The 23,735-nt window shown below is 53.6% G+C and carries 17 protein-coding genes, 7 pseudogenes, 1 riboswitch and 1 other annotated feature; of the genes and pseudogenes, 3 read left to right on the top strand and 21 right to left on the bottom strand.

The window, feature by feature from the left end; translation table 11 throughout:
- Positions 1 to 3: 3 nt before the first annotated feature.
- From JCM13996_RS12690 to JCM13996_RS01190, 5 genes and pseudogenes are all read right to left on the bottom strand, one after another.
- Positions 4 to 2,158 (bottom strand): annotated as a pseudogene (locus tag JCM13996_RS12690) (penicillin-binding protein).
- Positions 2,155 to 2,526, bottom strand: a complete 372-nt coding sequence (gene ftsL2, locus JCM13996_RS01205) for a cell division protein FtsL (RefSeq protein ID WP_054749292.1) — start codon at positions 2,524 to 2,526, stop codon at positions 2,155 to 2,157. The pseudogene JCM13996_RS12690 and the gene ftsL2 overlap by 4 nt, the downstream one beginning before the upstream one ends.
- Positions 2,527 to 2,538: 12 nt before the next feature.
- Positions 2,539 to 3,474, bottom strand: a complete 936-nt coding sequence (rsmH, locus tag JCM13996_RS01200; RefSeq protein WP_054749291.1) for a 16S rRNA (cytosine(1402)-N(4))-methyltransferase RsmH — start codon at positions 3,472 to 3,474, stop codon at positions 2,539 to 2,541.
- A 2-nt stretch (positions 3,475 to 3,476) separates the two neighbouring features.
- On the bottom strand, positions 3,477 to 3,908 hold the full coding sequence (mraZ, locus tag JCM13996_RS01195) for a division/cell wall cluster transcriptional repressor MraZ (protein ID WP_054749290.1): 432 nt from the start codon (positions 3,906 to 3,908) through the stop codon (positions 3,477 to 3,479).
- Between the two features lie 242 nt (positions 3,909 to 4,150).
- Complete coding sequence (locus JCM13996_RS01190; protein WP_054749289.1) at positions 4,151 to 4,480, bottom strand: hypothetical protein; 330 nt, start codon at positions 4,478 to 4,480, stop codon at positions 4,151 to 4,153.
- A gap of 235 nt (positions 4,481 to 4,715) precedes the next feature.
- On the opposite strand from JCM13996_RS01190, the gene JCM13996_RS10270 reads away from it, so the two are divergent.
- On the top strand, positions 4,716 to 4,859 hold the full coding sequence (locus JCM13996_RS10270) for a DUF4044 domain-containing protein (protein WP_082383742.1): 144 nt from the start codon (positions 4,716 to 4,718) through the stop codon (positions 4,857 to 4,859).
- Positions 4,860 to 4,923: 64 nt separating this feature from the next.
- On the opposite strand, the gene thiT is transcribed toward JCM13996_RS10270, so the two are convergent.
- The 16 genes and pseudogenes from thiT to JCM13996_RS01110 all read right to left on the bottom strand — a co-directional run bounded on the left by thiT (position 4,924) and on the right by JCM13996_RS01110 (position 22,101).
- Entirely contained in the window at positions 4,924 to 5,484 is a 561-nt protein-coding gene (gene thiT, locus JCM13996_RS01185; protein ID WP_054749288.1) for an energy-coupled thiamine transporter ThiT, read from the bottom strand.
- A 57-nt stretch (positions 5,485 to 5,541) separates the two neighbouring features.
- Positions 5,542 to 5,629, bottom strand: a riboswitch (TPP riboswitch).
- Positions 5,630 to 5,732: 103 nt separating this feature from the next.
- Positions 5,733 to 6,550: pseudogene (locus tag JCM13996_RS01180) on the bottom strand (amino acid ABC transporter substrate-binding protein).
- A gap of 3 nt (positions 6,551 to 6,553) precedes the next feature.
- A pseudogene (locus tag JCM13996_RS01175) lies at positions 6,554 to 7,189 on the bottom strand (amino acid ABC transporter ATP-binding protein).
- 11 nt (positions 7,190 to 7,200) lie between these two features.
- Positions 7,201 to 7,857: an amino acid ABC transporter permease gene (locus tag JCM13996_RS01170; protein WP_054749287.1), complete on the bottom strand. Its 657-nt coding sequence runs from the start codon at positions 7,855 to 7,857 to the stop codon at positions 7,201 to 7,203.
- Positions 7,858 to 8,366: 509 nt separating this feature from the next.
- Positions 8,367 to 9,158 carry a septum site-determining protein MinD gene (minD, locus tag JCM13996_RS01165; RefSeq protein ID WP_054749286.1) on the bottom strand — a complete coding sequence of 264 codons (792 nt, stop codon included), beginning with the start codon at positions 9,156 to 9,158 and terminating at the stop codon, positions 8,367 to 8,369.
- On the bottom strand, positions 9,158 to 9,814 hold the full coding sequence (locus tag JCM13996_RS01160; protein ID WP_054749285.1) for a septum site-determining protein MinC: 657 nt from the start codon (positions 9,812 to 9,814) through the stop codon (positions 9,158 to 9,160). The genes minD and JCM13996_RS01160 overlap by 1 nt, the downstream gene beginning before the upstream one ends.
- Positions 9,815 to 9,836: 22 nt before the next feature.
- Positions 9,837 to 10,364, bottom strand: a complete 528-nt coding sequence (mreD, locus tag JCM13996_RS01155) for a rod shape-determining protein MreD (RefSeq protein WP_054749284.1) — start codon at positions 10,362 to 10,364, stop codon at positions 9,837 to 9,839.
- Positions 10,365 to 10,368: 4 nt separating this feature from the next.
- Positions 10,369 to 11,189: pseudogene (mreC, locus tag JCM13996_RS01150) on the bottom strand (rod shape-determining protein MreC).
- A 183-nt stretch (positions 11,190 to 11,372) separates the two neighbouring features.
- Complete coding sequence (locus tag JCM13996_RS01145; protein ID WP_054749283.1) at positions 11,373 to 12,374, bottom strand: rod shape-determining protein; 1,002 nt, start codon at positions 12,372 to 12,374, stop codon at positions 11,373 to 11,375.
- Between the two features lie 212 nt (positions 12,375 to 12,586).
- Positions 12,587 to 12,952, bottom strand: a complete 366-nt coding sequence (locus JCM13996_RS01140) for a JAB domain-containing protein (protein ID WP_263848829.1) — start codon at positions 12,950 to 12,952, stop codon at positions 12,587 to 12,589.
- Positions 12,949 to 13,236, bottom strand: coding sequence for a hypothetical protein (locus tag JCM13996_RS01135; RefSeq protein WP_054749281.1), 288 nt, complete (start codon positions 13,234 to 13,236; stop codon positions 12,949 to 12,951). Before JCM13996_RS01135 ends, JCM13996_RS01140 begins: the two co-directional genes overlap by 4 nt.
- 47 nt (positions 13,237 to 13,283) lie before the next feature.
- On the bottom strand, positions 13,284 to 14,579 hold the full coding sequence (locus JCM13996_RS01130; protein ID WP_054749280.1) for a bifunctional folylpolyglutamate synthase/dihydrofolate synthase: 1,296 nt from the start codon (positions 14,577 to 14,579) through the stop codon (positions 13,284 to 13,286).
- A gap of 197 nt (positions 14,580 to 14,776) precedes the next feature.
- Positions 14,777 to 17,434: pseudogene (locus tag JCM13996_RS01125) on the bottom strand (valine--tRNA ligase).
- 92 nt (positions 17,435 to 17,526) lie between these two features.
- Positions 17,527 to 17,734 (bottom strand) — a binding site (T-box leader).
- An 82-nt stretch (positions 17,735 to 17,816) separates the two neighbouring features.
- Positions 17,817 to 19,041: pseudogene (thiI, locus tag JCM13996_RS01120) on the bottom strand (tRNA uracil 4-sulfurtransferase ThiI).
- A 21-nt stretch (positions 19,042 to 19,062) separates the two neighbouring features.
- Positions 19,063 to 20,223 (bottom strand): annotated as a pseudogene (locus JCM13996_RS01115) (cysteine desulfurase family protein).
- A 174-nt stretch (positions 20,224 to 20,397) separates the two neighbouring features.
- Positions 20,398 to 22,101 (bottom strand): septation ring formation regulator EzrA, encoded by a 1,704-nt coding sequence (locus JCM13996_RS01110; RefSeq protein WP_054749279.1) that lies wholly within the window; start codon positions 22,099 to 22,101, stop codon positions 20,398 to 20,400.
- Positions 22,102 to 22,278: 177 nt separating this feature from the next.
- Here JCM13996_RS01110 and JCM13996_RS01105 point away from each other — a divergent pair, with 177 nt between their 5' ends.
- Positions 22,279 to 22,761, top strand: a complete 483-nt coding sequence (locus JCM13996_RS01105) for a free L-methionine (R)-S-oxide reductase MsrC (protein ID WP_054749278.1) — start codon at positions 22,279 to 22,281, stop codon at positions 22,759 to 22,761.
- A 169-nt stretch (positions 22,762 to 22,930) separates the two neighbouring features.
- Positions 22,931 to 23,542, top strand: a complete 612-nt coding sequence (gene rpsD / locus JCM13996_RS01100) for a 30S ribosomal protein S4 (RefSeq protein ID WP_054749277.1) — start codon at positions 22,931 to 22,933, stop codon at positions 23,540 to 23,542.
- Positions 23,543 to 23,735: the final 193 nt, after the last annotated feature.

The raw sequence follows: 23,735 nt of genomic DNA, 5'->3' as shown, positions 1-23,735 counted from the left end.
TTTCTATTGTGCGGTAAACGTAATCGTACCGCCAGTATCAGGGATTAACGCGCCCGCATTGATGCTTTGTGCGCTAGCGTAACCGGAACCCTTCAACTTAAATTTCTTTCCGGTAATCTGGGCCAATTTTAACACATCCGATTTCGACCAACCACTGACATCGGGCATGGTCATAGCACCATTCGTCAGTAAAATTACACGGCTACCGTTGAGTGTGGTCTGCCCCGCAACTGGCAATTGTTGCACAACTTTGTTCCCAGTCCCCACTGTGGCCACGTGGTAGCCGGCGTTACTCAACGTACTTTGCGCGGTCGTGGTGCTCTTGTTGGTGACACTCACCATCTTAGTGGTCGTGCTGTCCGTCGTCGCATTAGCCGCGTCATCACTGGCCGCATCCAATGCTAAGGCCCGCGTAATCAACGGCTTAAAAATCTCCGCCATCATTTCCTCAGGGGCCTTGGTGTAGTTCTGCGGCTGTTTCAAGGTGATGTACAGTAGGTACTTGGGATTCTTGGATGGGACCATCCCCGCCACGCTAAAGATGTAGTTGGAAGCGCCGGTCAAATAACCATTGCTACCGGCAATTTGTGCCGTCCCGGTTTTGACCCCAACGTCAACACCGTTCATTTTGTAGGCGCTCCCGGTCCCAATACTAGACTGCACGACTTTCACCATGGCTTTGCGCACGGCCTTCGCCGTACTGGTCTTGATAATGCGGCCCTCAGTTTGCTTGCCATACTTAGTCACCGTGCCGTTAGCACTAACTGTCTTACTAATGATTCGTGGTCGCAACATCACCCCGTTGTTAGCGACGGCTGACATTGCTTGTAGCATTTGCATCACCGTGACGTCGATTCCCTGACCGTAAGCCGTCGTAGCTTGTGTCGTGGCGTTGCTAAAGGATAACGTCCCGGAACTTTCGTCTGGCAGGGTCACCCCGGTCTTCTGGCCAAAACCAAATTTCTTGAGGTAGTGATGCCAGGTCGCGCCGCCCATTTCCTGTTCTAGTTTCACCATACCCACGTTGCTACTACGGGTAAAAGCCTGTGACAGAGGAATGGTGCCCCAGCCATTACGATTCCAGTCGTACAGCGTAGTACCACCCACCTTAATGCTCCCAGATTGGTAGTACTCGTTCGGGTTGTAATGACCGGAATTGATGGCGGCTGATAGGGTCATGATTTTCATCACGGAGCCCGGTTCGTATGCGTCCTGCACCAGGCGTTCCGCCACATGTCGCTTACCCCATCCCCTGTCTGTAACGAGAATGTTGGCCGCTGACTAGCCGCAATAATGGCGCCCGTTTTGGCGTTCATTAACGTGGCAGTCATTTCCGTCGGTTTGTATTCCGACTGGACCTTTGACATTAAGGATTCCAGGTAATTCTGGAGGTTACTGTTCAACGTCGTATAGACGGTCCCACCATTCTTGGCGGTACAGTCTTGGCTTTGCTGGTACTCAGTTGGTACCCGTAATTATCCACCTGACTGGAGGTGTGACCGTTCTTACCAGCCAGCAGTTTGTTAAAGTACTTTTCCAAACCCATCGTACCGACAATTTTGGCACTCGTCCCGCTACCCTCTACGGTCGTCTGCCCAATAATATGGGAAGCAAAGACGTTATCCTCATAGAGCCGGGATGATTCACTGGTAAAGTGAATTCCGGGTAGCTTCAACCGGCTGATCTGTTGCTTAATGGCCAGTGACAAGCCACTACCCGCCGAACCAAATTCCACCTGCTTAGTCTTACTACTAGTGGGATTAAGGTAAACCAAAATCTTGTCTTTCGCCATGGGTAGGTACTTGGCCAGCATTGTGGCCGTCTTCTCTTTATCCTTGACCAGTTTTTCCTTGTCACCCGAATATAGGGGCTGCAGGACAGCGTAGATAGAATAAGTTTTGCTAGCGGTAGCAATGGTGTTGCCGTTAGCGTCGACGATGCTCCCGCGTTGGGCCTGCAGCACGGAGGTCCGGGTTTCTTGCGTTAGTCGACTCTTCCGAAGGTTATGTGCGTCGACATAGCCCCCGGAAATAACACAAAAACGATAAACAAAAACGCAGAAGAACACCAGAGTAACCACCATAATCAAGAACCCAAAGACTTGGCGGTTCCTCCGGAGGCGCGATTTTGAAAACCGTTGTTTTGTTTGTTTATTCATTTGGTAACCTGTTTGATGTTACTGTCGTTAACCGTCAGCCCGTGCTGCTGGGCAAAGGCGGCTAAGCGACCCGACGCCGTGAGTTCACCCACCGATTGCTGGTAGTTGGTGACCCGGTCGGTGGCACTCGCAATTTTATTTTGCAAATTCTGATATGTACGCGTTGTTGCCGCGACGCTAAATTGGGTGCTGAGTATAAGTAATGCGAAGCCCACTGCCGCTACCGCAATGCAAGCGGTCAAAGCCCGCTCCACCATGCTGAACGGTACCCGCTGCGGACGGGCAACCGGTTGGGGTTGAACTCGCGGCCGCGGTTTTGGCTGGAGCTGTGGCGCGGTGGCGTCAAAATTTCTTGCTGTACTATCCATAATGATTACCCCCTATTTTAACCGTTCAAGCACCCGGAGTTTGGCGCTGTGTGCGCGGTGGTTGTGCTTAATTTCTTCATCACTTGGTAAAATCGGTTTACGTGCAACGAGGCGAAAGTTGGGTTGCGCACTCTCAGGAATCACCGGCAGGCCGCGTGGCACATCAGCCAACTGCGTCTGTTCCCGAAACATGGTCTTCACCAGCCGGTCTTCCAGGGACTGGAACGTAATGACCGCAATGCGCCCACCTGGATTAACCGTGGCAATGGCTTGGCTCAATGACTCTTCCAGGGCGCCCAGCTCGTCATTAACCGCGATACGAATGGCCTGAAACACCTTTTTGGCGGGATGCCCGCCCGTGCGACGCGCCGCCGCCGGAATGCCGGCTTTGATGAGGTCCACAAGTTCAAACGTGGTTTCGATGGGCTGCTTGGCCCGCGCTTGTTCAATCTGCCGGGCAATCTGCTTGGCAAACCGCTCCTCACCGTAACGGGTAAAGATCCGCACCAGCTCACCAAATGACCATTCATTGACGATGGTCCGTGCGGTCAGTGCCTGTGACTGATCCATCCGCATGTCCAACGGCGCGTCAAACCGGTAGGAAAACCCCCGCGTTGACTCATCAAACTGGGGACTGGAGACCCCCAGGTCGTAGATGATACCGTCGAACCCCTGCACACCCTCAGCTGCTAACGCCGACTGTAAGTGACGAAAGTTCGTATGTAGTAGGTGTAAGTTGGCAGGGAACGGTTGTAATTGTTGCCGCACCGCCTCAATGGCCTCAGCGTCCTGATCAAAGGAGTAAAGCTGCCCACCCTGCAGGTGACTAAGGATCAACTGCGTGTGCCCGGCGCGTCCCAAAGTGGCATCAACGTAGGTACCATCGGGTTTAACGGCAAGGGCTTGGACCCCCGCATGTAATAAAACTGTTTCATGTGTATATGTCATCGCTATAACCCGAAGTCCATTAAGTTTTCCGAAATATCGTCAAAGTCTGATTCAGCGTCCGTGGCAAATTGCTCCCAACGTTCCGCACTCCAAATTTCAATACGGTTGGCTACCCCCACCAGCACGCAGGCTTTGGCCAAGCCGGCGTGGGCCATCAATGGCTTGGGCACGTTGATGCGGCCTTGCTTGTCCAGTTCACACTCCGTGGCAGCGGAGTACAGGAGCCGGATAAACGTCCGGGCGTTCTTTTGGGTCAACGGCAAAGTTTGTAATTTTTCCTGCAACTTCGCCCATTCTGACTGGGGATAACCGAAGAGACAGCCGTCCATGCCCCGGGTGAGAATAAAGTCCGCACCCAACTGTTCACGAAACTTCGCTGGGATAATCAAACGACCCTTCGCATCCAAGTTGTGACGAAATTCACCCATGAACATAGACGACACCTCCCTTCATGCTTCCAATGTTACCACAATCCCCCACAACCCACCACAAATTGTGTTATTTTCTCCCCACATTTAACTTTTTTTGTCAAATAGACTGAATTTTGGCCAAACAAAGGGCCCAGAAGCACTGGCTTCTGGGCCTTAACGGACTGGTGGGACGTGGTGGGGACTGTACCCCTATTTTTGACATTTATGTGGGGCAGTAGCCCAAAATCGAACCTCTGTTCGTGTTATTATGCGGTCCAAATGATGGCGCCCACCCACCAAACGGTCGAGAGGACACCCAAAATACCAGCTAATTGCACAAAGTAGCGCTTGAACAAGAGGTCATATTCGCGGTACACGGTCACCCCTACCCACACGAGTGCCACAATGCAGGCGGCAAAGGCGCACACGAACAGATAATCAGGATGTGACCAGGTTAACAAGATGATCCCCACGGCGTTGACGACCGGAATCAGGAGCAGTAGTGGCTGCAGGCCACGACGATGATGTGCTAAAACCCACAGTGCTAGCGTCACCACTAACCAAACGAGGGGCAGAACGAGACCGACTGTATGCATGTAATTCACCTCTACAACAGATTGTACCAAAATTTTTCTGTGCTGTGGTGGCGCTTTGGTTGTATACGTGGAGTGACTCGGGTAGGCGGAAGAATCGTGACCTTGTGGTTACTGACCTGGTTTGTGCGACCCCGCCACCGCCAACTTCGCACTTAATTCACCGTCCATTTGCTCAAGCCGGCAAAACAATGTACAATGCTGACAGGAAGAACGTAATCGTCACGGAGGTGTACGTATGAGCAAGGTTAACGTCAGCAAGGTCAAGGCCGAAAAGGAACATAAATCCACTTTTCAACACGTCACCCAGGTTTTTGTTTGGGTCATGATTCTCATCACGGTTCTCGGTGTGGTCTTTACCGCCGTGTCCGCATTCCAATAAACAATTATCGACTTAAAAAGCGTGTGCCGTCGCGGCACGCGCTTTTTTTTCGTTCCCTGAAAATTTACGGTTTCCGTAACAATTGCGGTGCCAAACGGTCCACCAGAATGACGGCAATCAACGTAGCCACCATCGTGACAACGGCCGAACCACCATTAATAACTAGCGAGTACAACCACGCCGCCTGTCCGTGCGGCGCGTAACTGCCCCAGAAAATCCAGCCGGCAATGAAGTGCCAAAAATACTTGGCGCAGGTACCAACACACACCGCCGCCACCAACGCGAGACGGCGGCGCCCAGGCCCACCCTGCTGAAACGCACGGTATGCCACGCCCGCTAACCCCGCGCACGTGAATGCAATCGGGTATTCCACGACACCCTGGATGGGGTTCAGCACGCTCCCTGAGGCCAAGCCAAACAGAATCATGTCCAGCACGCCCCAGATAAGGCCGCCCATCATTGCTGGGCCCATCCCCCGCCGTAGCGCGAGCACCACAATGGGAATCATTCCCCACTCCAACTCAATTGCTGACACCCCCGTCGTGTGGGGGATCACGTGCAACGCGGTCGCAACCGCCGCCATGACGGCGACTTCTACCATAATTCGTACCCGTTCCCTTGCCATACAAAAGCCTCCTTTGCGTAACGTCTAGCGACACCGACCCACCACAAAGGAGGCAATTTTGCCCCAATTCACAATCCCTACGCTCGTACTAACGAAACAGGTTCGAAGGGTATCTCTCAGCCTCACGGCACCCCTTTGTGAAGGTTTTTAAATCATGACTTTAATGACACACTTACACCCATAGATTACGCACTTACGCCCTAACGTCAACATCAGTCGACATTAGGCGTAAGTGATTACCCAACACGTTAATTGGTTGCCGTACCAAACCACTTGCGTTGTAGTTTAGCAATCGTGCCGTTCTTCTTTAAAGCCTTCAAACCAGCGTTAATTTTTGCGTCCAGTTCCGTGTCACCTTTACGCATCCCCACGGCGAACTGCTCGGCGGGGAACGTACCATTCACGATGCGGTACTTCTTGGGATTTGGTTGGTGGGCGACGTAGTACCGGGCGTACACCCCATCAATCGCGATGCCCTGAATCCGGCCCGCGTTCAAATCGATGAAGGCCTTGTCGTAAGTGTCATACAGTACGGGCTGCTTTCCCTTGACGATATCCTTAAGCTTCTTCGGTTCAGCGTCAATATCAGCGGCCCCGCTAGAGTCCGTCTGGGCACCAACCGTCTTCCCCGCCATGTCGGCAAAGGACTTAATGTTATCGCTCCGCTTGGTGACCAACACTTGGTAGTTCTTCAAGTAGGAATGCGACATCAATACCTGTTTTTTTCCGTTGTGGCGTCACGGTGTACCCGTTCCAAATCAGGTCGATGGTTTGGTTACGCAACTCGGTTTCCTTCATGGACCAGTCGATGGTCTGGAAGTCCGCCTTAATGCCGTAGCGCTTGAAGACGGCTCGCGCTAAATCGATATCGAAGCCCTCCAGGGAACCATTCTTTTCACGGAACCCCATGGGGACGAAGGTATCATCCAAGCCAATAACGACCTTCTTAGTTTTTTTCAATACGCGGCCAGGAATTCTTAGCCGTCGTGCGCGCACAGGCTGATAAGTTGGTGACTGCGACTAGCGCCAACAAGCCCGCAATTACTACCTTCCAAAATTTGCGCATCATTTACGCCTCCGTTCCCGTCGGCATCGTAAAGACGTTATCCGCCACACTCCGGGCAAACTCCATGTCGTGAGTCACCACGACCTGGGTCATGCCGCCCTCCTTGAGCTGGTTGACCAGACCCGCCACGTTGTCGCGTAGCGCGGGGTCCAACGCACTTGTAGGTTCATCATAGAGGAGTACCTGGGGATCCAAAGCCAAAGCGCGCGCAATCGCGACCCGCTGCTTTTGTCCACCAGACAACGTGTACGGATAAGCGTCCGCTTGCTCCGTCAGTTCCAGTTGCTGCATCAGCTTATCCGCCCGCTGGTCCGCTGCGGCTTTGTCAATCCCGGTCAATGTGGGGGCAAGCGTGATATTGCGCCGCACGGTGTACTGTGGAAATAATTCAAAGCCCTGGAACACCACCCAAGGATGCCCTGTTCACGCAACTGTTCGGGTGTAGTTGGTTGCCCATCCCAAGTGATGGTCCCAGCATCCGCCGTTTCGAGCCCGGCAATGATGCGTAGCAACGTCGTTTTACCAACCCCGGAAGGACCCACGATGGCCAACGTCTGGCTATCAGGCACCTGCAGGTTGAGACCGTTCAGGATGGTCCGACTACCAAATTTTTTTAATAATTCCACTTAATTCTAGCATGTTCATTCCTCCTAACGGTAAAAGGCAAAGCGCTTCTCAACCCGCTTCTGGGCGATGGTCAAGATAAACGTTAGTACCAGGTAAATCAGCCCGACTAACAGGTACGGTACCAACGTGACGTCACGGCTAGCGGCAATGTTCCCCGCGCGGAGCAGATCGCCAATCCCGATGACGTACACCAACGAACTATCCTTGATCAGGTTAATGGTTTCATTACCAATACTTGGTAACACAATCTTGGTGATCTGGCCCATGATGACGTAGCGGAAAGTTTGCCACCGGGACATCTTCAGCACCGTGGCAGCTTCAAACTGCCCCTTGTCGATGGCTTGGTAACCACCACGGAAGATTTCAGCGAAGTATGCAGCGTAGTTCAGGATGAACGTGACCAGGACCGCAGAGTTACGGTCGAACACGATGTGAATCGTCGGCAAACCATAAAAGATAAAGATCATTTGGAGCAGTAACGGCGTCCCCCGGAAAATCCAGGTGTACGCGCTCAGCACCCAGCGTAGTACCACGGCCAGGGGGTTCTTGGACCGTGACCCGAGCCCTGGTGACAATACCAAGCCTAAGGGTAAAGCACAAATCAACGTAATAACAAAGACCCATAACGTGGTCCAGGTACCCTTTAACAGGGCCGGCATAATTCCAATAATGTATTCCATAATCATTTCCCCCTTCAATTTAAAAGGCGCCCTCCGTGACTACCATGGTAGTCACAGAGGGCGCCACGCGCGGTTCCACCTCTGATACGTTAGCCGCTCACACGACTAACCTCATGTGGTTGCCGCCCACCCAGTTGCGATGATTAGACCCACGAGCACAAAAAAAGCCCCCTGACGGCCGTAGCATCAGAGGGCGAATTTAATTTCGCGGTTCCACCTCATGTACGTAACACCGTCACCAGTATTACCTCAACTGGTTGCACAAACAACCACGGCGCTAACGGGCCCAACCGAGGACGCCTACTAACAGACTTCAACGTCCCACTCGCGGATGTGAGGCTAAATGGTGGTTCCCCGCTTTCCAGCAACGCGGGGTCTCTGTGCACCAGCGCACCTAACCGATTCCGTTCAAAGATTTATGTAACAATTGATTGACTCTTAATCTACACTCACTTAAATCTAATGTCAACTACCAACGGCGACAAAATTTCATTTTTTTGTTTAACCCTCTACCGGTGGAATAGGCGGTGCCAAAAACCAGTCTTTTGTTCCGTGACTGGTAGCAAAGCCACCGTCTCACCCAACAAGCGGCGCGCCACGTTGCGGTACCGCTTGCTGGCGTCATCGTCAGGATCCATGACAACCGTTTCACCCTTGTTGGACTGCACGATCACATCGTCATCATCGGTGATCAAACCGAGCAGATCAATTCCTAGATGTTGCGTTACCTCATCCACGTCCATCGCGGTGCCGTTTTGGACCATGTGGGGCCGTACGCGATTGATGATCAACTTCGGGGGTAACGACATGTTGGACTGTTCGATTAGCCCCACGACCCGGTCGGCATCACTGACGGCCGATACTTCCGGTGTAGTAACCACGATGGCCCCGTCAGCGCCGGCAATGGCGTTGCGGAACCCTTGCTCGATCCCGGCTGGTGAGTCGAGAATGATGAAGTCAAAGTCGGGCTTCAATTCGGCCACGATGGCCGCCACTTGTTCGGGCTCCAGCGCGTCTTTGTCCGCATTCTGGGGAGCCGGCAATAAGTATAAATTGTCGTCGAACCGCTTATCCTTAATGAGCGCTTGACGCAACTTGGCTCGGCCCGTGGCAACATCCACAATGTCGTAGATAATGCGATTAGACAAACCTAACACGGCATCCAAATTGCGTAGACCAATGTCCAGATCCAGCAGCACCACACGCTTGCCGCGTAATGCCAAAGCCGTCCCAATATTAGCACTGGTGGTAGTTTTACCGACCCCACCCTTGCCTGAGGTCACAACGTAACTTGTTCCCATCATTTATCCTCCACTTGATCAAAGATCCACGGCCGCAGTTGCTGCAACTGCACACTGGGTACGAAGTTCAACATGTGTGCGTCGTCCATGTAGCAGCAATCCGCCGTTGCGGGGTGCTCCTCGTCAATAATTGCGACTGCATCAGCCAACCGTACCTGGGCTAAATGGGACATATCGCCCACCACCACGGCACGGGCATTGTCGGGAAAACCAGCGTGAACCACACCCTCGGCCTGACCCAATAAGTATACCGAACCAGTGGCCTTGATGCTCGCGCCCGGATGGAGTACACCCGTAAAAACGACGTCGCCCTCATAGTGTAGGTCCTGACCGGAGCGGACCACCCCACCAGCAAAGTGGGTCCGGGCCGCCGCGACTTTGGCCGCTGCAACCTGGGCATCGATCACGTCCGCGGTCAAAGCACTGACCGCGAAACGCGGATAATCGTCAAACACATGGTCCAGCTGCTGCCGTTGATCTTCCGTCAACAACCGGTTGCCCGTCGTGACCGTAAAACTAACGTTACCTTCGGGTGTCTCCGCGTACAAATGCGCGATTAGATCATGCAGCTGCGCCACAATAGCGTCAAAGCTGGCGTTTTCGTCCAGCCGCAGGGTGAATCCCTCCGAGCTGGCCTTCAACACAACAGCGTCCACAACGCACCCCTCCATCCAGTTATTAGTCTTGCGTTAATTTTACCAGTAATCGTGACAAAGCGTAGTAGATAATCGCAAAAAGAATAATATTCACGGTCAACCCGGGCGCGATATGTTCCGAAATCAGTGCCCCCACCGATGCAGTGGTACTACCCAACATCAATGCCACCACGTAGTTCGCCACTTCCTGCAGGGTCTCGGCAATCACGCACACTGCCCAGACAAACAGCCACTTACGCGGAATAATGGGCCGCACCTGCATGACCACGAACACAATCAACGGAATAATGAACGTATTCACGCCCAGAATGCCCGTGTAAAAACAATCAGTGATCAGACCAGCACCAATGGCAATTGCCATCGTCCACGTTTCCTGGGGCACAAAGATGACCACCAACACCAGACTTAACAGCGTTAGTTGTGGTACCCCCGTGTAAGTTGGCCGCATGATCCACTGGCCCAAGACGTGCGATAGGGCGCCATCAAGCAATACGGCCAGGTAGACGGTCACAATGGCGACCCAGTGACGGGTAAATCTCTTTTCGTCCACGACGTTACCCCCCAATTGTCCGCTTAATGACGGTCACAACGTCCATATCGTCCAGGTTACCAGCAGGCTTGATGTACACCTTATCAGCCAAGCCGTAGTTGTCAGTTTTGACTGCGGCCACCGTCCCGATGAGCAAGCCCTTCGGCGTTAACCCACCCAGGCCCGAAGTCATGACCTTACTACCTTTTTTTGATGGTCTGGTTTGTCGCAATTTGCCCCAAAACGAGCTCACCGCGGGCCTTGTTATAACCGGTGATGACCCCGTTGACCGCCTTACCGCTAGTGCGCACCACTTCCGCCGCAAACCGATTGGCAGTCGAGCTATTAGTACTGATCATTTCAACTTTGGAATTAGTCTTGTTCACCTCAACGATTCGGCCGACCAGGCCCGAGCCAGACATCACGGGCATATTTTTACGAATTCCTGCCACGGAACCCTTATTAATGACCACCGTGTTTGTCCAGTCGGATGGAGAACGCGAGATTACCGCTGCTGACATGGTGCTGTAATCCGTCAGTGTGGCCTTCAACTTCAGTTCTTTTTTTTAGCTGCTTGTTCTCTTGCCGTAACGACTGATTTTGTACCTTGGTCTGGGCTAAATCATCTAGGCTCGACTTCAACCGCTCGTTTTCGGAGTAAGTATTGAACAGGTTCGCCACGTCATCCAACCCGTGACTGATGCCGTTGGCGGGTAACGCGACCACCCAACTGGTGATGCCCACTACGTCATTACCCACCTGCTGAACAACTGGTGGCGTATTTTTATCGTTGCGTACACTTACAGATGCCGCAATTAAGCCCACGCAGACTAGTAGCGACACCATGAGTATAATTAACCGTTTGTTTGAAAAAAAACTTTTGCATGCTTCCCCTCCAGGGCGACATTCATCGCCCTGCTTCTCCTGGCGTTCAGCACGCGGATCTGCGTGACCCCGCAGTCAGGTCCGGACCCGCCTCATCAAAAAAGGCCGGGGCAAAAAAAACTTGTCCCGGCCCTCCCTGCTACTCTACTTCTTCTTCATCGCTTCGATGTTCTTCAGGGATTCACCGGTACCGGTGGCAACACAATCCAGTGGGTCCTGCGCAATAAAGACTGGCACTTTCGTTGCGTCACTAATGACACCGTCAATACCCTTCAAGAGAGCACCACCGCCAGTCAGAACAATGCCGTGGTCAATCACGTCAGCGGCAATTTCAGGAGAAGTTTCTTCCAACGTCTCCTTGATGGCCGTAATGATTTCCTGGACGATTTCGTTGATGGCTTTAGCGACGTCCACCGCCTCAATGTCCACCGTTTCGGGCAAACCGGTCAGGAGGTTCCGCCCACGAATTGAGGTGCCTTCAATATCCTTAGCTTCTTCAACCGATGCGGAACCAATGGCAATCTTAATGTCTTCCGCCGTCCGCTCACCAATGAGCAGACTGAACTTCTGACGTACGTAAGTAATAATAGCTTCGTCGATCTTGTCACCAGCCATCCGGATGGACCGGCTGGAAACAATCCCGCCCAAAGAGATGGTGGCCACATCAGTGGTCCCACCACCGATATCAACGACCATACTGCCAGTAGGGTCCATTACGGGCAACCCAGCACCGATAGCAGCAGCGTACGGTTCTTCAATCACGTATGCTTCCTTGGCACCAGCCACCTTAGCGGCATCAATCACGGCACGCTTTTCAACCTCGGTAACGCCGCTGGGCACACAAACCATTACGTACGGGTGGGAATTGCCGCCCAACGCCTTTTGGATAAAGTACTTCAGCATGGCCGCGGTGGTGTCGTAGTCGGCAATCACCCCGTCTTTCATTGGCCGGATGGCCGTCAAATTAACTGGCGTCCGTCCAATCATGTCTCGTGCTTCGGTGCCGACCGCGGTGATTTCACCCGTGTGGGTTTCCTTAGCCACAACGGAAGGCTCGCGCAAGACAATGCCCTTACCCTCAACGTAAACCAAGGTGTTCGCCGTACCTAAATCAATTCCGATATTTTTAGTCCCTAATCCAAACAAGCCGTTCTCTCCTTTGGGCATCATGAAAATTCTAACAAAAGCAGTATATCACAGTTACCGTTGATACCAATGCTCGCTGATGAAAATTACATAGTCTTATTCTTTCTTTATAATCCCAGAATAATATTTTCAGGACCCACTTGGAAAATCTGGGCGGTGCAACACAAAAAGGCAGTGCGGCATCACCACCGCACCACCAACAAACAAGTTTTCTAAATATAGCCGTGTTCACGAAACGAGACGTAATCCGTACTACCAATGACAAGGTGGTCCACCAAGGCGATCCCGACCATGTTACTGGCTTCCAGCACACTGGCCGTCACCTCGATGTCGGCCGGACTAGGTTCTGGGTCACCGCTGGGGTGGTTGTGCACCATCAATATCTGCGCGGCCCCGTACACCAACGCCTGTCGCAACAAGACTCGCTGGTCAATGAGGCTACTTTCGATGCCACCAATCGACACGGTCTCCTGCTTGATCACCTGGTTTTTCACGTCCAAGTACAGCACTAACATCTCTTCATGAGCGTACCCGGCAAAACGCCGCATCATGGTTGCACCCAACTCCCCCGCACTCACCACCTTACCATGGCGAACAGCGAGGCGAGCTTGAGCGCGAGCCCTAACTCCAGCATAAGCCTCACCTTGCGCGCCACCACGTCACTAACGCCCGCTAACATAGCGAGGTCCGCCGCGGTTGCCGCCGCTAAACGTTCCATATCTGGATACCGCTGTTGCAGTGATTGGACCGCCTGGCTCACGTCCGCCGCCCCCGCAGTACGTACCGCGGCGGTCAATAATTCGTGGTCGGCCAACAAGTTGGCGGCCGTTGGGGTCACAGTGGCCGATTCATTTTGGGTCAAGACTACCACCTCCTTGCAAAGATATTTCGCAAGCAGGCGTTTAACAACTACTTGGTGCCCAACAAAGTTTGCCGGACATCACTCACGAGGTAGAGCGAGCCCATGATTACCACGGTCCGGCTCGCGTCACCAGCGAGGATCAACGCCAATGCGTCCTGCCAGCTAGGCGATACGTCCGCGTCGGAATCCACCGCGGTATACTCAGTTGCCGTGGCCGCCCGGGGATTATCCGGTACTGGCACGTAAATCACCGGCCACTCGGTGCGGGCCAGCTGGCCCATCATTGTGTCCAGATCCTTATCGTGCAAAATGCCCGCGATAATGACCACGTCACCAGCACCGCCAAAGAGGCTGACGGCCCCAAGTGCATGGCGCATCCCGTCCGGATTGTGCGCACCATCCAGGACGATGGTCGGTTCGGTACTGATGACCTCCATGCGGGCCGGCACGGTGGCTGCCTGCAAGCCGCGCTTTATTTCCATCGGCTTGAGCGGCCACTGCTGCCGCCGGGCATAGGTTTTAGCTGCCCGTACCGCCACCGCAGCATTGTGGGCCTGGTAATCCCCAGCCAAAGGAACCCACAGCCCCGACAAACTACCCTCACCATCCTGGTACTTGAAGGCCGTACCACCATTCTTATAGTGCACACCACTAATTGCAAACGCATCACCCAGGCTGGCCAACTTACTGCCCACGGCAGTGGTACGTTCGCGCACGGGTCCCATCGCGTCGGCCACTAAATCCGCCGTCACCGTATCGCAACCGGACTTGATGATACCCGATTTTTCAGTCGCAATGGCCGCAATGGTGTGTCCCAAGATGCGGGTATGGTCCAACGCCACGTTCGTAATGACGGCCACGTCGGGCTGAATCACCGTGGTGGCGTCATGGGCACCACCGATACCCACCTCGATCACCGCTACGTCCACGTTATGTTGCGCGAACGCCGCAAAGCCCATCGCGGTCACAAATTCAAACTCCTTGAGGACAAAGTCCGAATCCTGGGCCCGCAATTCCGTATAAATGCCGGCCACCTGTTGCGCCAAATTAAGCAACTCCGCATCACTAATAGGGGTACGGTCAATCTGAATGCGCTCGTTAAACCGGTTAATAAATGGTGATGTAAACATTCCCACGGTCAACCCGCTCCGTTGCAAGATGCTCGCAATCATGTTGGTGGTGGAACCCTTACCATTCGTCCCGGTCACGTGAATAAAGTGGCCGTGGCGCTCAGGATGGTCCAGTGCCGCCAACACCTTCAGCAGGTTCGTGTGGTCTGCCGTTTTGGTTAAGCGGGGTAAATTGTGAATAAACGCCAACGCGCCGTCATAATCAGTAAACATCGTTCGTCCTCCTATCGCTCTGAACGTTACCCGTGCACACGCATAACGGTGGCTGATCAACCCCCAAGCCGCTTGCTCGTTAGCCTTATTTTACCATGCTCAACGTGGGTATTTATCGTTCAAACCCAATTGCAGCCATAACAAAACCGCCGCAACGGGTTTATGTGGCTCCCGTTCACGGCGGTTAGTGACTACGTTTACTTTTGAGCGGCATCAAGTTGCGCGAGACGCTCGTTAGCGGCGTTTTGCTCAGCCACAAAGCCGGCCCGCTTCTGCTTCTGCTCCTCAATCACGGCGTCTGGCGCGTTCTTAATGAACCCAGGGTTACCCAACTTCTTGTCAATGCGGGTAATCTCACCATCCAACTTCTTGAGGGTTTTCTGCAACCGGGCAGTTTCCTTGTCAAAGTCGACCAGTTCGCTAACGGTACGTAGACCGTGGCGCCAGCCATCACGGCTGAAGCGGACTTCTGCGCTTCCTTAACCTCAGCGCCTTCAGGCAGGATTTCCAGGGTCTTGGTGTGCAGGAAGCGGTCCAAGACCTCCCGGTTCGAGGTGAAGGCATCCTCTAGGTGGTTATCATTCAAGGATATAATCACGTCGATTGGTGTACTCAACGGTGCGTTCACGTCGTTCCGAATCTTCCGTACGGCCCGAATCAGGTCCAGCACGTTAGTCATCTCCGCCACGGCTTCATCGTCCGCAAATTCTGCGTGCACCACTGGGTAGGCCGCAGTAACGATCGAATCGCCCTTATGCGGCATGGTCAGCCACAGCTTTTCGGTGACGAACGGCATGATTGGATGCAACAGCCGTAGAATCTGGTCCAATACGTAAACTAGGTTGTTACGCTTCTCGGCCTTGGCGGCCTCATCGTCACCGGTCAACGTGGCCTTGCTGATTTCAATGTACCAATCAGCAAATTCGCTCCAGATAAAGTTGTACAGGTCACGTCCAGCTTCACCAAACTCAAACTTATCAAACTTAGCGGTGACACTCGCCACAGTCCGGTTCAGTTCGGCAAAGATCCACTTGTCCGCCAAGTCAAATTTGCTGGTATCCGGCATGTGGGCTGGTGCCTGGTCATCGTCCAGGTTCATCATGATGTAGCGCGATACATTCCAAATTTTGTTGATGAAGTTCCACGCGGAGTCCATCTGGGTGTAACTGAACCGCGCATCCTGACCTGGCGTCGTCCCATTAGCAGGAACCACCGCAAGGCGTCAGTCCCGTACTTGTTGATCACGTCGATCGGGTCGATCCCGTTCCCCAGGGACTTACTCATCTTGCGACCCTGCTCATCGCGCATCAACCGTGAATCAATACGTGTTCAAACGGCCGCTGACCGGTAAAGTGCAGACCCTGGAACATCATCCGCGCTACCCAGAACGGGATAATGTCATAGCCAGTCACCAGCGTGTTGGTTGGGTAGTAGCGCTTGTAATCCGCAGCGTCAGTATCCGGCCACCCCAAAGTGGAGAATGGCCACAGTGCAGAACTAAACCAGGTGTCCAGCACGTCAGGATCCTGTTCCCAGTTCTCAGCGTCCTTGGGCGCTTCCATCCCGACATACATTTCACCAGTTTCCTTGTTAAACCAGGCAGGAATGCGGTGGCCCCACCATAGCTGCCGGGAAATAACCCAGTCGTGAATATTCTCCATCCAGTTAGTCAGGGTGTGTTCAAACCGGCCTGGTACAAAGTCGACCTTGTTGTCCGTCTTTTGGTTGGCCAAGAGCTTCTCGGCTAACGGCTTCATCTTGACGAACCACTGGGTCGACAGACGGGCTTCCACCTGCACACCCGTCCGTTCGGAGTGACCAACGGAGTGGACGATTGGCTCGATCTTAATTAAGTCGCCAGATGCCTGCAGATCCTTAACCAGGGCTTCACGACAATCAAAGCGGTCCATCCCGGCGTACTTACCGGCTTCATCGTTCATGGTCCCGTCGTCATTCATACAGTTGATTCGCTCCAAGTCGTGGCGCAGACCAACCTGGAAGTCGTTCGGGTCGTGGGCTGGCGTAATCTTAACGGCCCCGGTCCCAAAGTCCATATCGGCGTGCTCATCGGCAATAATCGGAATTTCGCGGCCGACGCCGGGCACGATTACCTTCTTGCCGATCATCTTTTCATAGCGGGGGTCGTGGCGATTAACCGCGACCGCGGTATCACCAAACATGGTTTCCGGACGCGTCGTAGCAATTTCAATGCCACCCGGCGTACCATCCGCAAATTTGTAGATCATGTGGTAGAAGGCACCCTTGTCATCTTGGTGAATGACTTCAATGTCAGATAAGGCAGTCCGCGCTTGCGGATCCCAGTTAACAATGTACTCACCACGGTAAATCAAGCCCTGGTTGTACAAGTCCACAAACACCTTGCGCACGGCTTTGGACAAGCCCGCATCCAGCGTGAACCGTTCACGGTCGTAGTCCAATGATAGGCCCATTTTGCCCCATTGGTTCCGGATGATTTTGCTGAACTCATCCTTCCATTCCCACACCTTGTCCACGAACTTTTCGCGACCCAGGTCGTAGCGGGTAATACCCTGTTCACGCAGCTTGGCTTCAACCTTAGCCTGCGTGGCGATCCCAGCATGGTCCATCCCCGGGAGGTACAGGGTGTCGTAGCCCTGCATCCGCTTTTGCCGAATGATCATGTCCTGCAACGTCGTGTCCCAAGCGTGCCCCATGTGCAGTTTACCCGTGACGTTTGGCGGCGGAATTACGATTGTGTACGGTTTGGCTTGCTTGTTACCACTAGGCTTAAAGACGCCCGCGTCGACCCACTCCTGATAACGTCCCGCTTCGACGGATTGTGGGTCGTACTTTGGCGCTAATTCATGTTTAGTCATATCACTTCACCCCGTTAAATTTTACTTATCGTCACGCAAAAATACCGTCAACCTGCACACCCGGAGAACAAAAAAAACTCGTCCTAATCATCAATTAGGACGAGTTAACTCGCGGTGCCACCTAAATTGGTTGCCAGCTGGCAACCCCCTCAGTACGGATAACGGCCGTAGCCGACCACCCCTACTCAAACGTTCAGGGTGGCACTCACAAGCTACAATTACTAAGCCGGTCGCAACTTCCACTCGCCGTTGCGTCTCTGTGTAACCGAACCTAATAACCCTCTTGCTCAACGTGTTGGCTTCAGTATAGCTGATAGCCCGCATGCGGTCAACGGGTGGTTGCCCGTAAATTACGGCCGCAACGCGCACCATTACCGGTGCTTTACAGCAACTCGGCAATGATGTCCTGCTGCTGGTTCATGTACTCGTCACCGACCTTGATCTCGGTGACCTTGATACCATCCAGCGCCTCCTGCATTAACCCATCTACGTCAATGAAGGTTTCGTAATAGCGTGACTTGTCCAGCTTGGGTTGCGTCTTTGGTGACGGCGGTGCAAAGATGGTGCAGCAATCCTCAAACGGCATGATGGACAACTCGTAGGTATCAATATCCTCGGCCTGCGCGATAATTTCGGTCTTGTCCATCGTCGCAACGGGACGCACGATCGGCATCGTGGTCACGTCGTTAATCGCCGCCATGGACGCCAACGTCTGACTGGCCACCTGACCAACCGATTCGCCGTTAAAGATAGCTAGGTCGCCCCGCTGCTTCGAAATTGCCTCCGTCAACCGCAACATGAGCCGCCGCTGAATCGTCATCAAGTAGCCCTCAGGTACTTTGGCCTTAATCTCTTCCTGAATGTGCGTAAACGGTACCTGAATGAAGTTGATGCGGCCCACGTAAGGCGTGAGCTTAGCCGTTAACTGCTTGGCTTTGTTCAACGCGTTTTCGCTGGTGTATGGCGGGCTAAAAAAAATGCACCATTTCAATATCGACCCCACGCTTCAGCGCCAGGTAAGCCGCCACCGGGGAATCGATCCCCCCACTCAACATCATGGTAGCGTGGCCGGCCGTGCCGACCGGCAAACCGCCCGCACCCTGGATGGTCTCCGTTGACAGGTAGATGCCGTCAATGCGCACCTCCACACGGAGCGTAGCGTCAGGATGCTTCATCTTGACTTGCAGGTCAGGCCGCGCATCGGTGAGGTAATCACCCATAGCCCGGTCCATCCCGTAAGTATCCAACGGGTACTGTTTGTCGGCCCGCTTGGTTTGCACCTTAAACGTGCTACCAGCCGGCACCGTCTCGTTGATCAGGTCCAAAGCCACTTGCTTGACCTGGTCCAAATCATCTTTGCCTACCTTGATGGATGGTGAGAAGGTCTGGATACCAAAGACATGGCTCAACACGTCCATGATGGGCTGTGCTGCCGTGCCGTTCAGTTCAATGTGCAACCGGTCACGCTTGGGCCGAATCGTCAATTGATCAGTGTACTGGTGTAACGCCTTGACGATGTTGCCCTGGAGTCGACCGATAAAGGCCCGCCGGTTCTTACCCTTCGTGGATAGCTCGCCGTAACGCACCATAATTTCACTATATTCCATATTACTCTGTCCTCTTTATCGTTAGTGGCTGCTCGTCGCCGTCAGCTTCTGGAACTCGGCGTGGACCTTATCAAAGGCCCGCTCGAACGCCTTGGCTTCGGCCATTGTGTTCTGCTCGTCCAGGCTGATTCGAATCGCACTGGTGGCCAAATTATCCGGTACGTGCATGGCCTTGAGCGTGCTACTTTCATCCCCCGAGCGGCTGGAGCAAGCACTGGTCGTGGACATGAAGATACCCTCGTGCTCAAACGCATGCACAATGGTCTCACCCCGGACGCCCGCAATCGCAAGCGTCAAAATGTGGGGCGCGTAGCCGGCATCTAGTTGGCTAAACAACGTGACGTCATCCTGCTGGTTCACGTAGTTGGCGATTTCCGTCCGGATGGCCTGTTCCCGCGCAACGTTAGCGTCCTCATCCGCGAGGCACACGCGCAAGGCTTTGGCCATCGCGGCGATTCCCGGTGTATTTTCGGTTCCGCTACGCCAATCACGCTCCTGACCGCCGCCCGCCATCAGTGGTCAATCATCCGGCCGGCTTTCGCAAAGATAAAGCCCGTACCGCGAGGAGCATGGAACTTGTGGCCCGAGAACGTCAGGAAGTCGATCCGCGGGTGGCGAATCTTAGCCAACACGCCTTTGCCCACGGACTGCACTGCGTCGACGTGGTAGTGGATCGTCGGGTAATCCTGCAGCAAGTCACCAATCTGGTCAATGGGCTGGATGCTGCCGACCTCGTTGTTCACGGCCATGACGGACACCATGATGGTATCGGGACGAATGGCCGCCCGCACGTCGTCCACGCTGACAAAGCCGCGACTATCCACTGGTAAGTAGGTCACGTCAAAACCCAGCTTTTCCAATTGGGCCATGCTGTTGCGCACAGCCGGGTGCTCGATTTGGGTCGTAATCAGGTGTTTACCAAATTGACGCTTGGCCATCGCCGTTCCCTTGATGATCCAGTTATCACCCTCGGTCCCACCGCTGGTAAAGTAGATTTCCTCTGGCTGGGCGTGAATGAGTTGCGCAATCTGCGCGCGTGATTGTTCGACCACCGCGCGGGCCTGATCCCCTAAATTGTGCAGTGAACTAGGATTGCCAAAAAAAGTCTGTGGCCACCGTCCGGTAGGTGTCCAACACACTGTCCAGTGGCTTGGTCGTTGCACTATTATCGAAATATATCATCGTGTATGTCCTTCCAAAAAAATAAGTAATGTCGTACCGCATTATAACAGGTTTTCGGGAACAGGCAAAGCCCTGGTGTGGTCCATCGCGCCACCCATGCACCTGGCAGTACTGTAACTAGCGAAAAGGCGGAGCCTTACGCTCCGCCTGCCTCATCCTGTATGTCCGCCAACGTTAGACGTTGTCTTGACTAGCCAAGTAGGCATCTTCCACCCGCTTGTAGCTCCCGGGAACGGCTTCTTCCAACGCGGTCGCCAGATTGTCCGCCGCTTCTTTATACCGGTATTCGTTGTACAGTGCGCGACTCTTGCGCGCTGCTTCTGCTACCTCTGGATGTTCATCCCGGTAGCGGTTAGCCGCTTGTAGCAGTTGGGCGGTCATGCCTACCGCATCCACGATGGCCCGACCTTCGTCCTCCAAATCGCTTACGTCACTAGCTAAGCCCACCAGCTGTTGGTTGATGTCATCCAAATCAATTTTGACCTGATCCAGGGCCGTCGCAATCGTGTCCACCTCGGACTGGACGTGGTGCAGCCGGTCCGTATAACTTTCCGGCAGGCCAGGCAGTTGTAGTTGATCCAGCGACCGCTGTACGGTACGCATCGTGGTGACTTGAGTCTTAAGTGCGGTGTTGGCGGACTTCTCGCCCTCCTTCAGTTTGGAAACCGCCGCATTGATGGCCACCTGCCGCTCTTCAATGGCCTTCAACCGCGTTGTAGCACTATCCATGTGCTCGGCAATCACGGAGAAGACCGCGGTGTGATCATCAATGGCCGCTAAGTCGGCCTGATGTTGCCGGTCAAAGGTGACCAGTTCCTCACGTAGGCCCTTAGCCTCCTTTATTTCACCATTATTGAGGGTGTAGCTTTGGTTCAAGTGATCCAGTTCCAGCATCAACGCGTGGTTCTGCCGCTGCGCGTGTGCAATAAATTCGGTGACCATGTCGCTGTCACGCTCGACTGTGCGCCGCGCCGTCATTTCCTTCTCCATAGCGGCGTACATACTGTCAATCGCATCCGCCGCCGCTTGGTTATCCGACTGGGCCTGCTTAAGGTCCATGGCCGCCAAAGCCTTATCACTAGCGTCCATCTGGGTGTGCACCTGCTTGATGACCGCCGGGATATCCACTTCGGGAAAATGGAAGTTATGTTTCGTCAGTGAATCATACGACGACTGAATTTCCTCCAACTGCTCCGGGAAAACTTTGACCAGGTCCGTCACCAACGGCGGCACGGCCGCAACGTTGTCAGCCAGCGTTCCCACGCTTTGCTTCAAGTCCTTCAATGCACTGGCCGCTGCCTGGTGGTCGCCAGCCGCGGTGATCTTTGCAACGTTGGCAAACTGCTCAGCCAGTTCTGATAGTTCCTGCTCAAAAGCCGGCATGGCACTGCCATACGCGAAGTTTTTGGCCAACAAGTCTTTCCGTGCTGACTGGTACGTAGCCTGCAACTCATCCAGCAAGCGTTGGTTAGTGGCCTGCGCTGCTTGTAGTTGCTGTAACTCTGCATCCACCTGCGCGTACTTTTTGGATAACGTAGCGAGTTTTTCCCGGGCCTCCTGCAACTGTTCGCGGACCACGGCAAACCGAAACTGGGCGTTCGCCGTTTCCAGCTCTAGTAAAATGGCCTCCACGTCAGCTCCCGGGCCCTCACTAGCCTGCTGGTATTCCCGTTCCAGGCGCGTCAGGGTCTTGAGACTTTCGCCACCCAAATGTGCCCCCTTGAGGACGTGAATCGTCTGTTCGATATCCGCGTTGGCCAGACCCGCAGATTGCGCGTCCAGTTCACTGATTGCTTTGGCGTACCGGCCCTTGATCACCAACCCCACGATTAATGTGATTACCAACAGGACCACAATCGTCAACACTATCCACAACATTACGTGTCACCCTCTTAATCGACTACCGCTACGATTGCATTTTACACCGTTGGCGGCTACAATACCCTTATTAATAGTTAGGTATTTGTATGTACTGATTCCTATTGTCCAGTATCCCAAAAACTGGGACGACTGAGAACCCCTAATTGCAAATTACTACTGAAAGCAGGCAAATTTATGTCCCAACTAGACCCCATTGTCGTCGCCCAGGTCGACGCACTGCTCACTGATGAGCACAACCCTATCACTAACTTGGCTAACGCAGCGGCCCTACTCAACGATTCACTGACCGATGTTAACTGGGTTGGTTTCTACCTATACAATCAGACCACAAAACAATTAGACCTTGGCCCCTTCCAAGGTAAAGTTGCTTGCATGCACATTGCTCCCGGCAGTGGCGTGGTTGGCACCGCTTTTGTTAAAGGTGCAAGTTTGATTGTCCCCGATGTTCACGCCTTCGCGGGCCACATCGCTTGTGACGCTGCCAGCAACTCTGAGATCGTCGTGCCCGTGACCGTCGACGGCCAAACTATTGCCATCCTGGATATCGACTCCCCAAGCCTCGACCGGTTCTCCGCTGACGACCAGAAAACACTCACCCAGTTTGCCACGCAACTGGCCGCGCACCTTGACACAGAGGCGCTCGCTGCGGTATGCTAGCATGCGTGTAAAATAATGCAGCTGTGGGCGGCATGGTCGGCTCCAGTTGGCTAAGGAACTATTGGGTAGTAACCGCGCTGCAATGGCGAACCCCGAGGGCCAACTACCCGTGTGTTAAACCCACGAACGTTTATTTTACTCCAATAAAATTTTTTGGAGGACTACTAATATGTCTCGTTATACTGGCCCAACCTGGAAGGTTTCTCGCCGTCTGGGTCTATCCCTTTCCGGTACTGGTAAGGAACTCGCTCGTCGCCCTTATGCACCTGGTGACCATGGTCCCAACAGTCGTCGGAAGATTTCTGAATACGGTACGCAATTGCGTGAAAAGCAGAAGCTACGTTTGATGTACGGTCTGAATGAGCGCCAATTCCGTAACTTGTTCGTTCGTGCCGGTAAGATCACTGAGGGTACCCATGGTGATAACCTCATGATCCTGCTTGAACAGCGGTTGGACAACATTGTTTACCGTTTGGGCATGGCAACTACCCGTGCTCAGGCTCGTCAGCTCGTTAACCACGGCCACATCCTGGTTGATGGTAAGCGCGTTGATATTCCTTCCTACGAAGTTCAGCCTGGCCAAGAAATTAGTCTGCGCGAACGTTCTCAGAACCTGGTCGTTGTTAACGCCGCTATCGAAGCTACTGTTAGCCGCCCGGCTTACGTAGAATTCGACGAAGACAAGAAGTCAGGCAAGCTGACTCGCCTGCCACAGCGTGAAGAACTCGAACCAGAAATCGACGAAGCGCTTGTCGTTGAATACTACAACCAGATGCTGTAATTCTCCGGAATCATTGTACTGGTTGTACCAAGAAGCACCTGTTCCCTACTGGGGGAGCAGGTGCTTTTTGTATTGGGTTGATGCAAACACCACGACTCCAACGCAAAGGACACCTAGTCCACAGACTAGGTGTCCCTAAATGCATATTGACTAACATTGCCATGCGCTCAAATCAGCAGAACACTGCCACTAA

The organism is Lacticaseibacillus thailandensis DSM 22698 = JCM 13996 (assembly GCF_001312865.1).
Classification (GTDB): domain Bacteria; phylum Bacillota; class Bacilli; order Lactobacillales; family Lactobacillaceae; genus Lacticaseibacillus; species Lacticaseibacillus thailandensis.
Note: the sequence above shows the minus strand (reverse complement) of the source record. Positions and strands in the feature narration are given on the sequence as shown.

Bases quoted from the DNA above. Each gene is read 5' to 3' on its own strand.
- ftsL2 (WP_054749292.1), bottom strand. From the start codon at position 2,526: ATGGATAGTACAGCAAGAAATTTTGACGCCACCGCGCCACAGCTCCAG.
- rsmH (WP_054749291.1), bottom strand. From the start codon at position 3,474: ATGACATATACACATGAAACAGTTTTATTACATGCGGGGGTCCAAGCC.
- mraZ (WP_054749290.1), bottom strand. From the start codon at position 3,908: ATGTTCATGGGTGAATTTCGTCACAACTTGGATGCGAAGGGTCGTTTG.
- JCM13996_RS01190 (WP_054749289.1), bottom strand. From the start codon at position 4,480: ATGCATACAGTCGGTCTCGTTCTGCCCCTCGTTTGGTTAGTGGTGACG.
- JCM13996_RS10270 (WP_082383742.1), top strand. From the start codon at position 4,716: ATGAGCAAGGTTAACGTCAGCAAGGTCAAGGCCGAAAAGGAACATAAA.
- thiT (WP_054749288.1), bottom strand. From the start codon at position 5,484: ATGGCAAGGGAACGGGTACGAATTATGGTAGAAGTCGCCGTCATGGCG.
- JCM13996_RS01170 (WP_054749287.1), bottom strand. From the start codon at position 7,857: ATGGAATACATTATTGGAATTATGCCGGCCCTGTTAAAGGGTACCTGG.
- minD (WP_054749286.1), bottom strand. From the start codon at position 9,158: ATGGGAACAAGTTACGTTGTGACCTCAGGCAAGGGTGGGGTCGGTAAA.
- JCM13996_RS01130 (WP_054749280.1), bottom strand. From the start codon at position 14,579: ATGTTTACTGATTATGACGGCGCGTTGGCGTTTATTCACAATTTACCC.
- JCM13996_RS01110 (WP_054749279.1), bottom strand. From the start codon at position 22,101: ATGTTGTGGATAGTGTTGACGATTGTGGTCCTGTTGGTAATCACATTA.
- JCM13996_RS01105 (WP_054749278.1), top strand. From the start codon at position 22,279: ATGTCCCAACTAGACCCCATTGTCGTCGCCCAGGTCGACGCACTGCTC.
- rpsD (WP_054749277.1), top strand. From the start codon at position 22,931: ATGTCTCGTTATACTGGCCCAACCTGGAAGGTTTCTCGCCGTCTGGGT.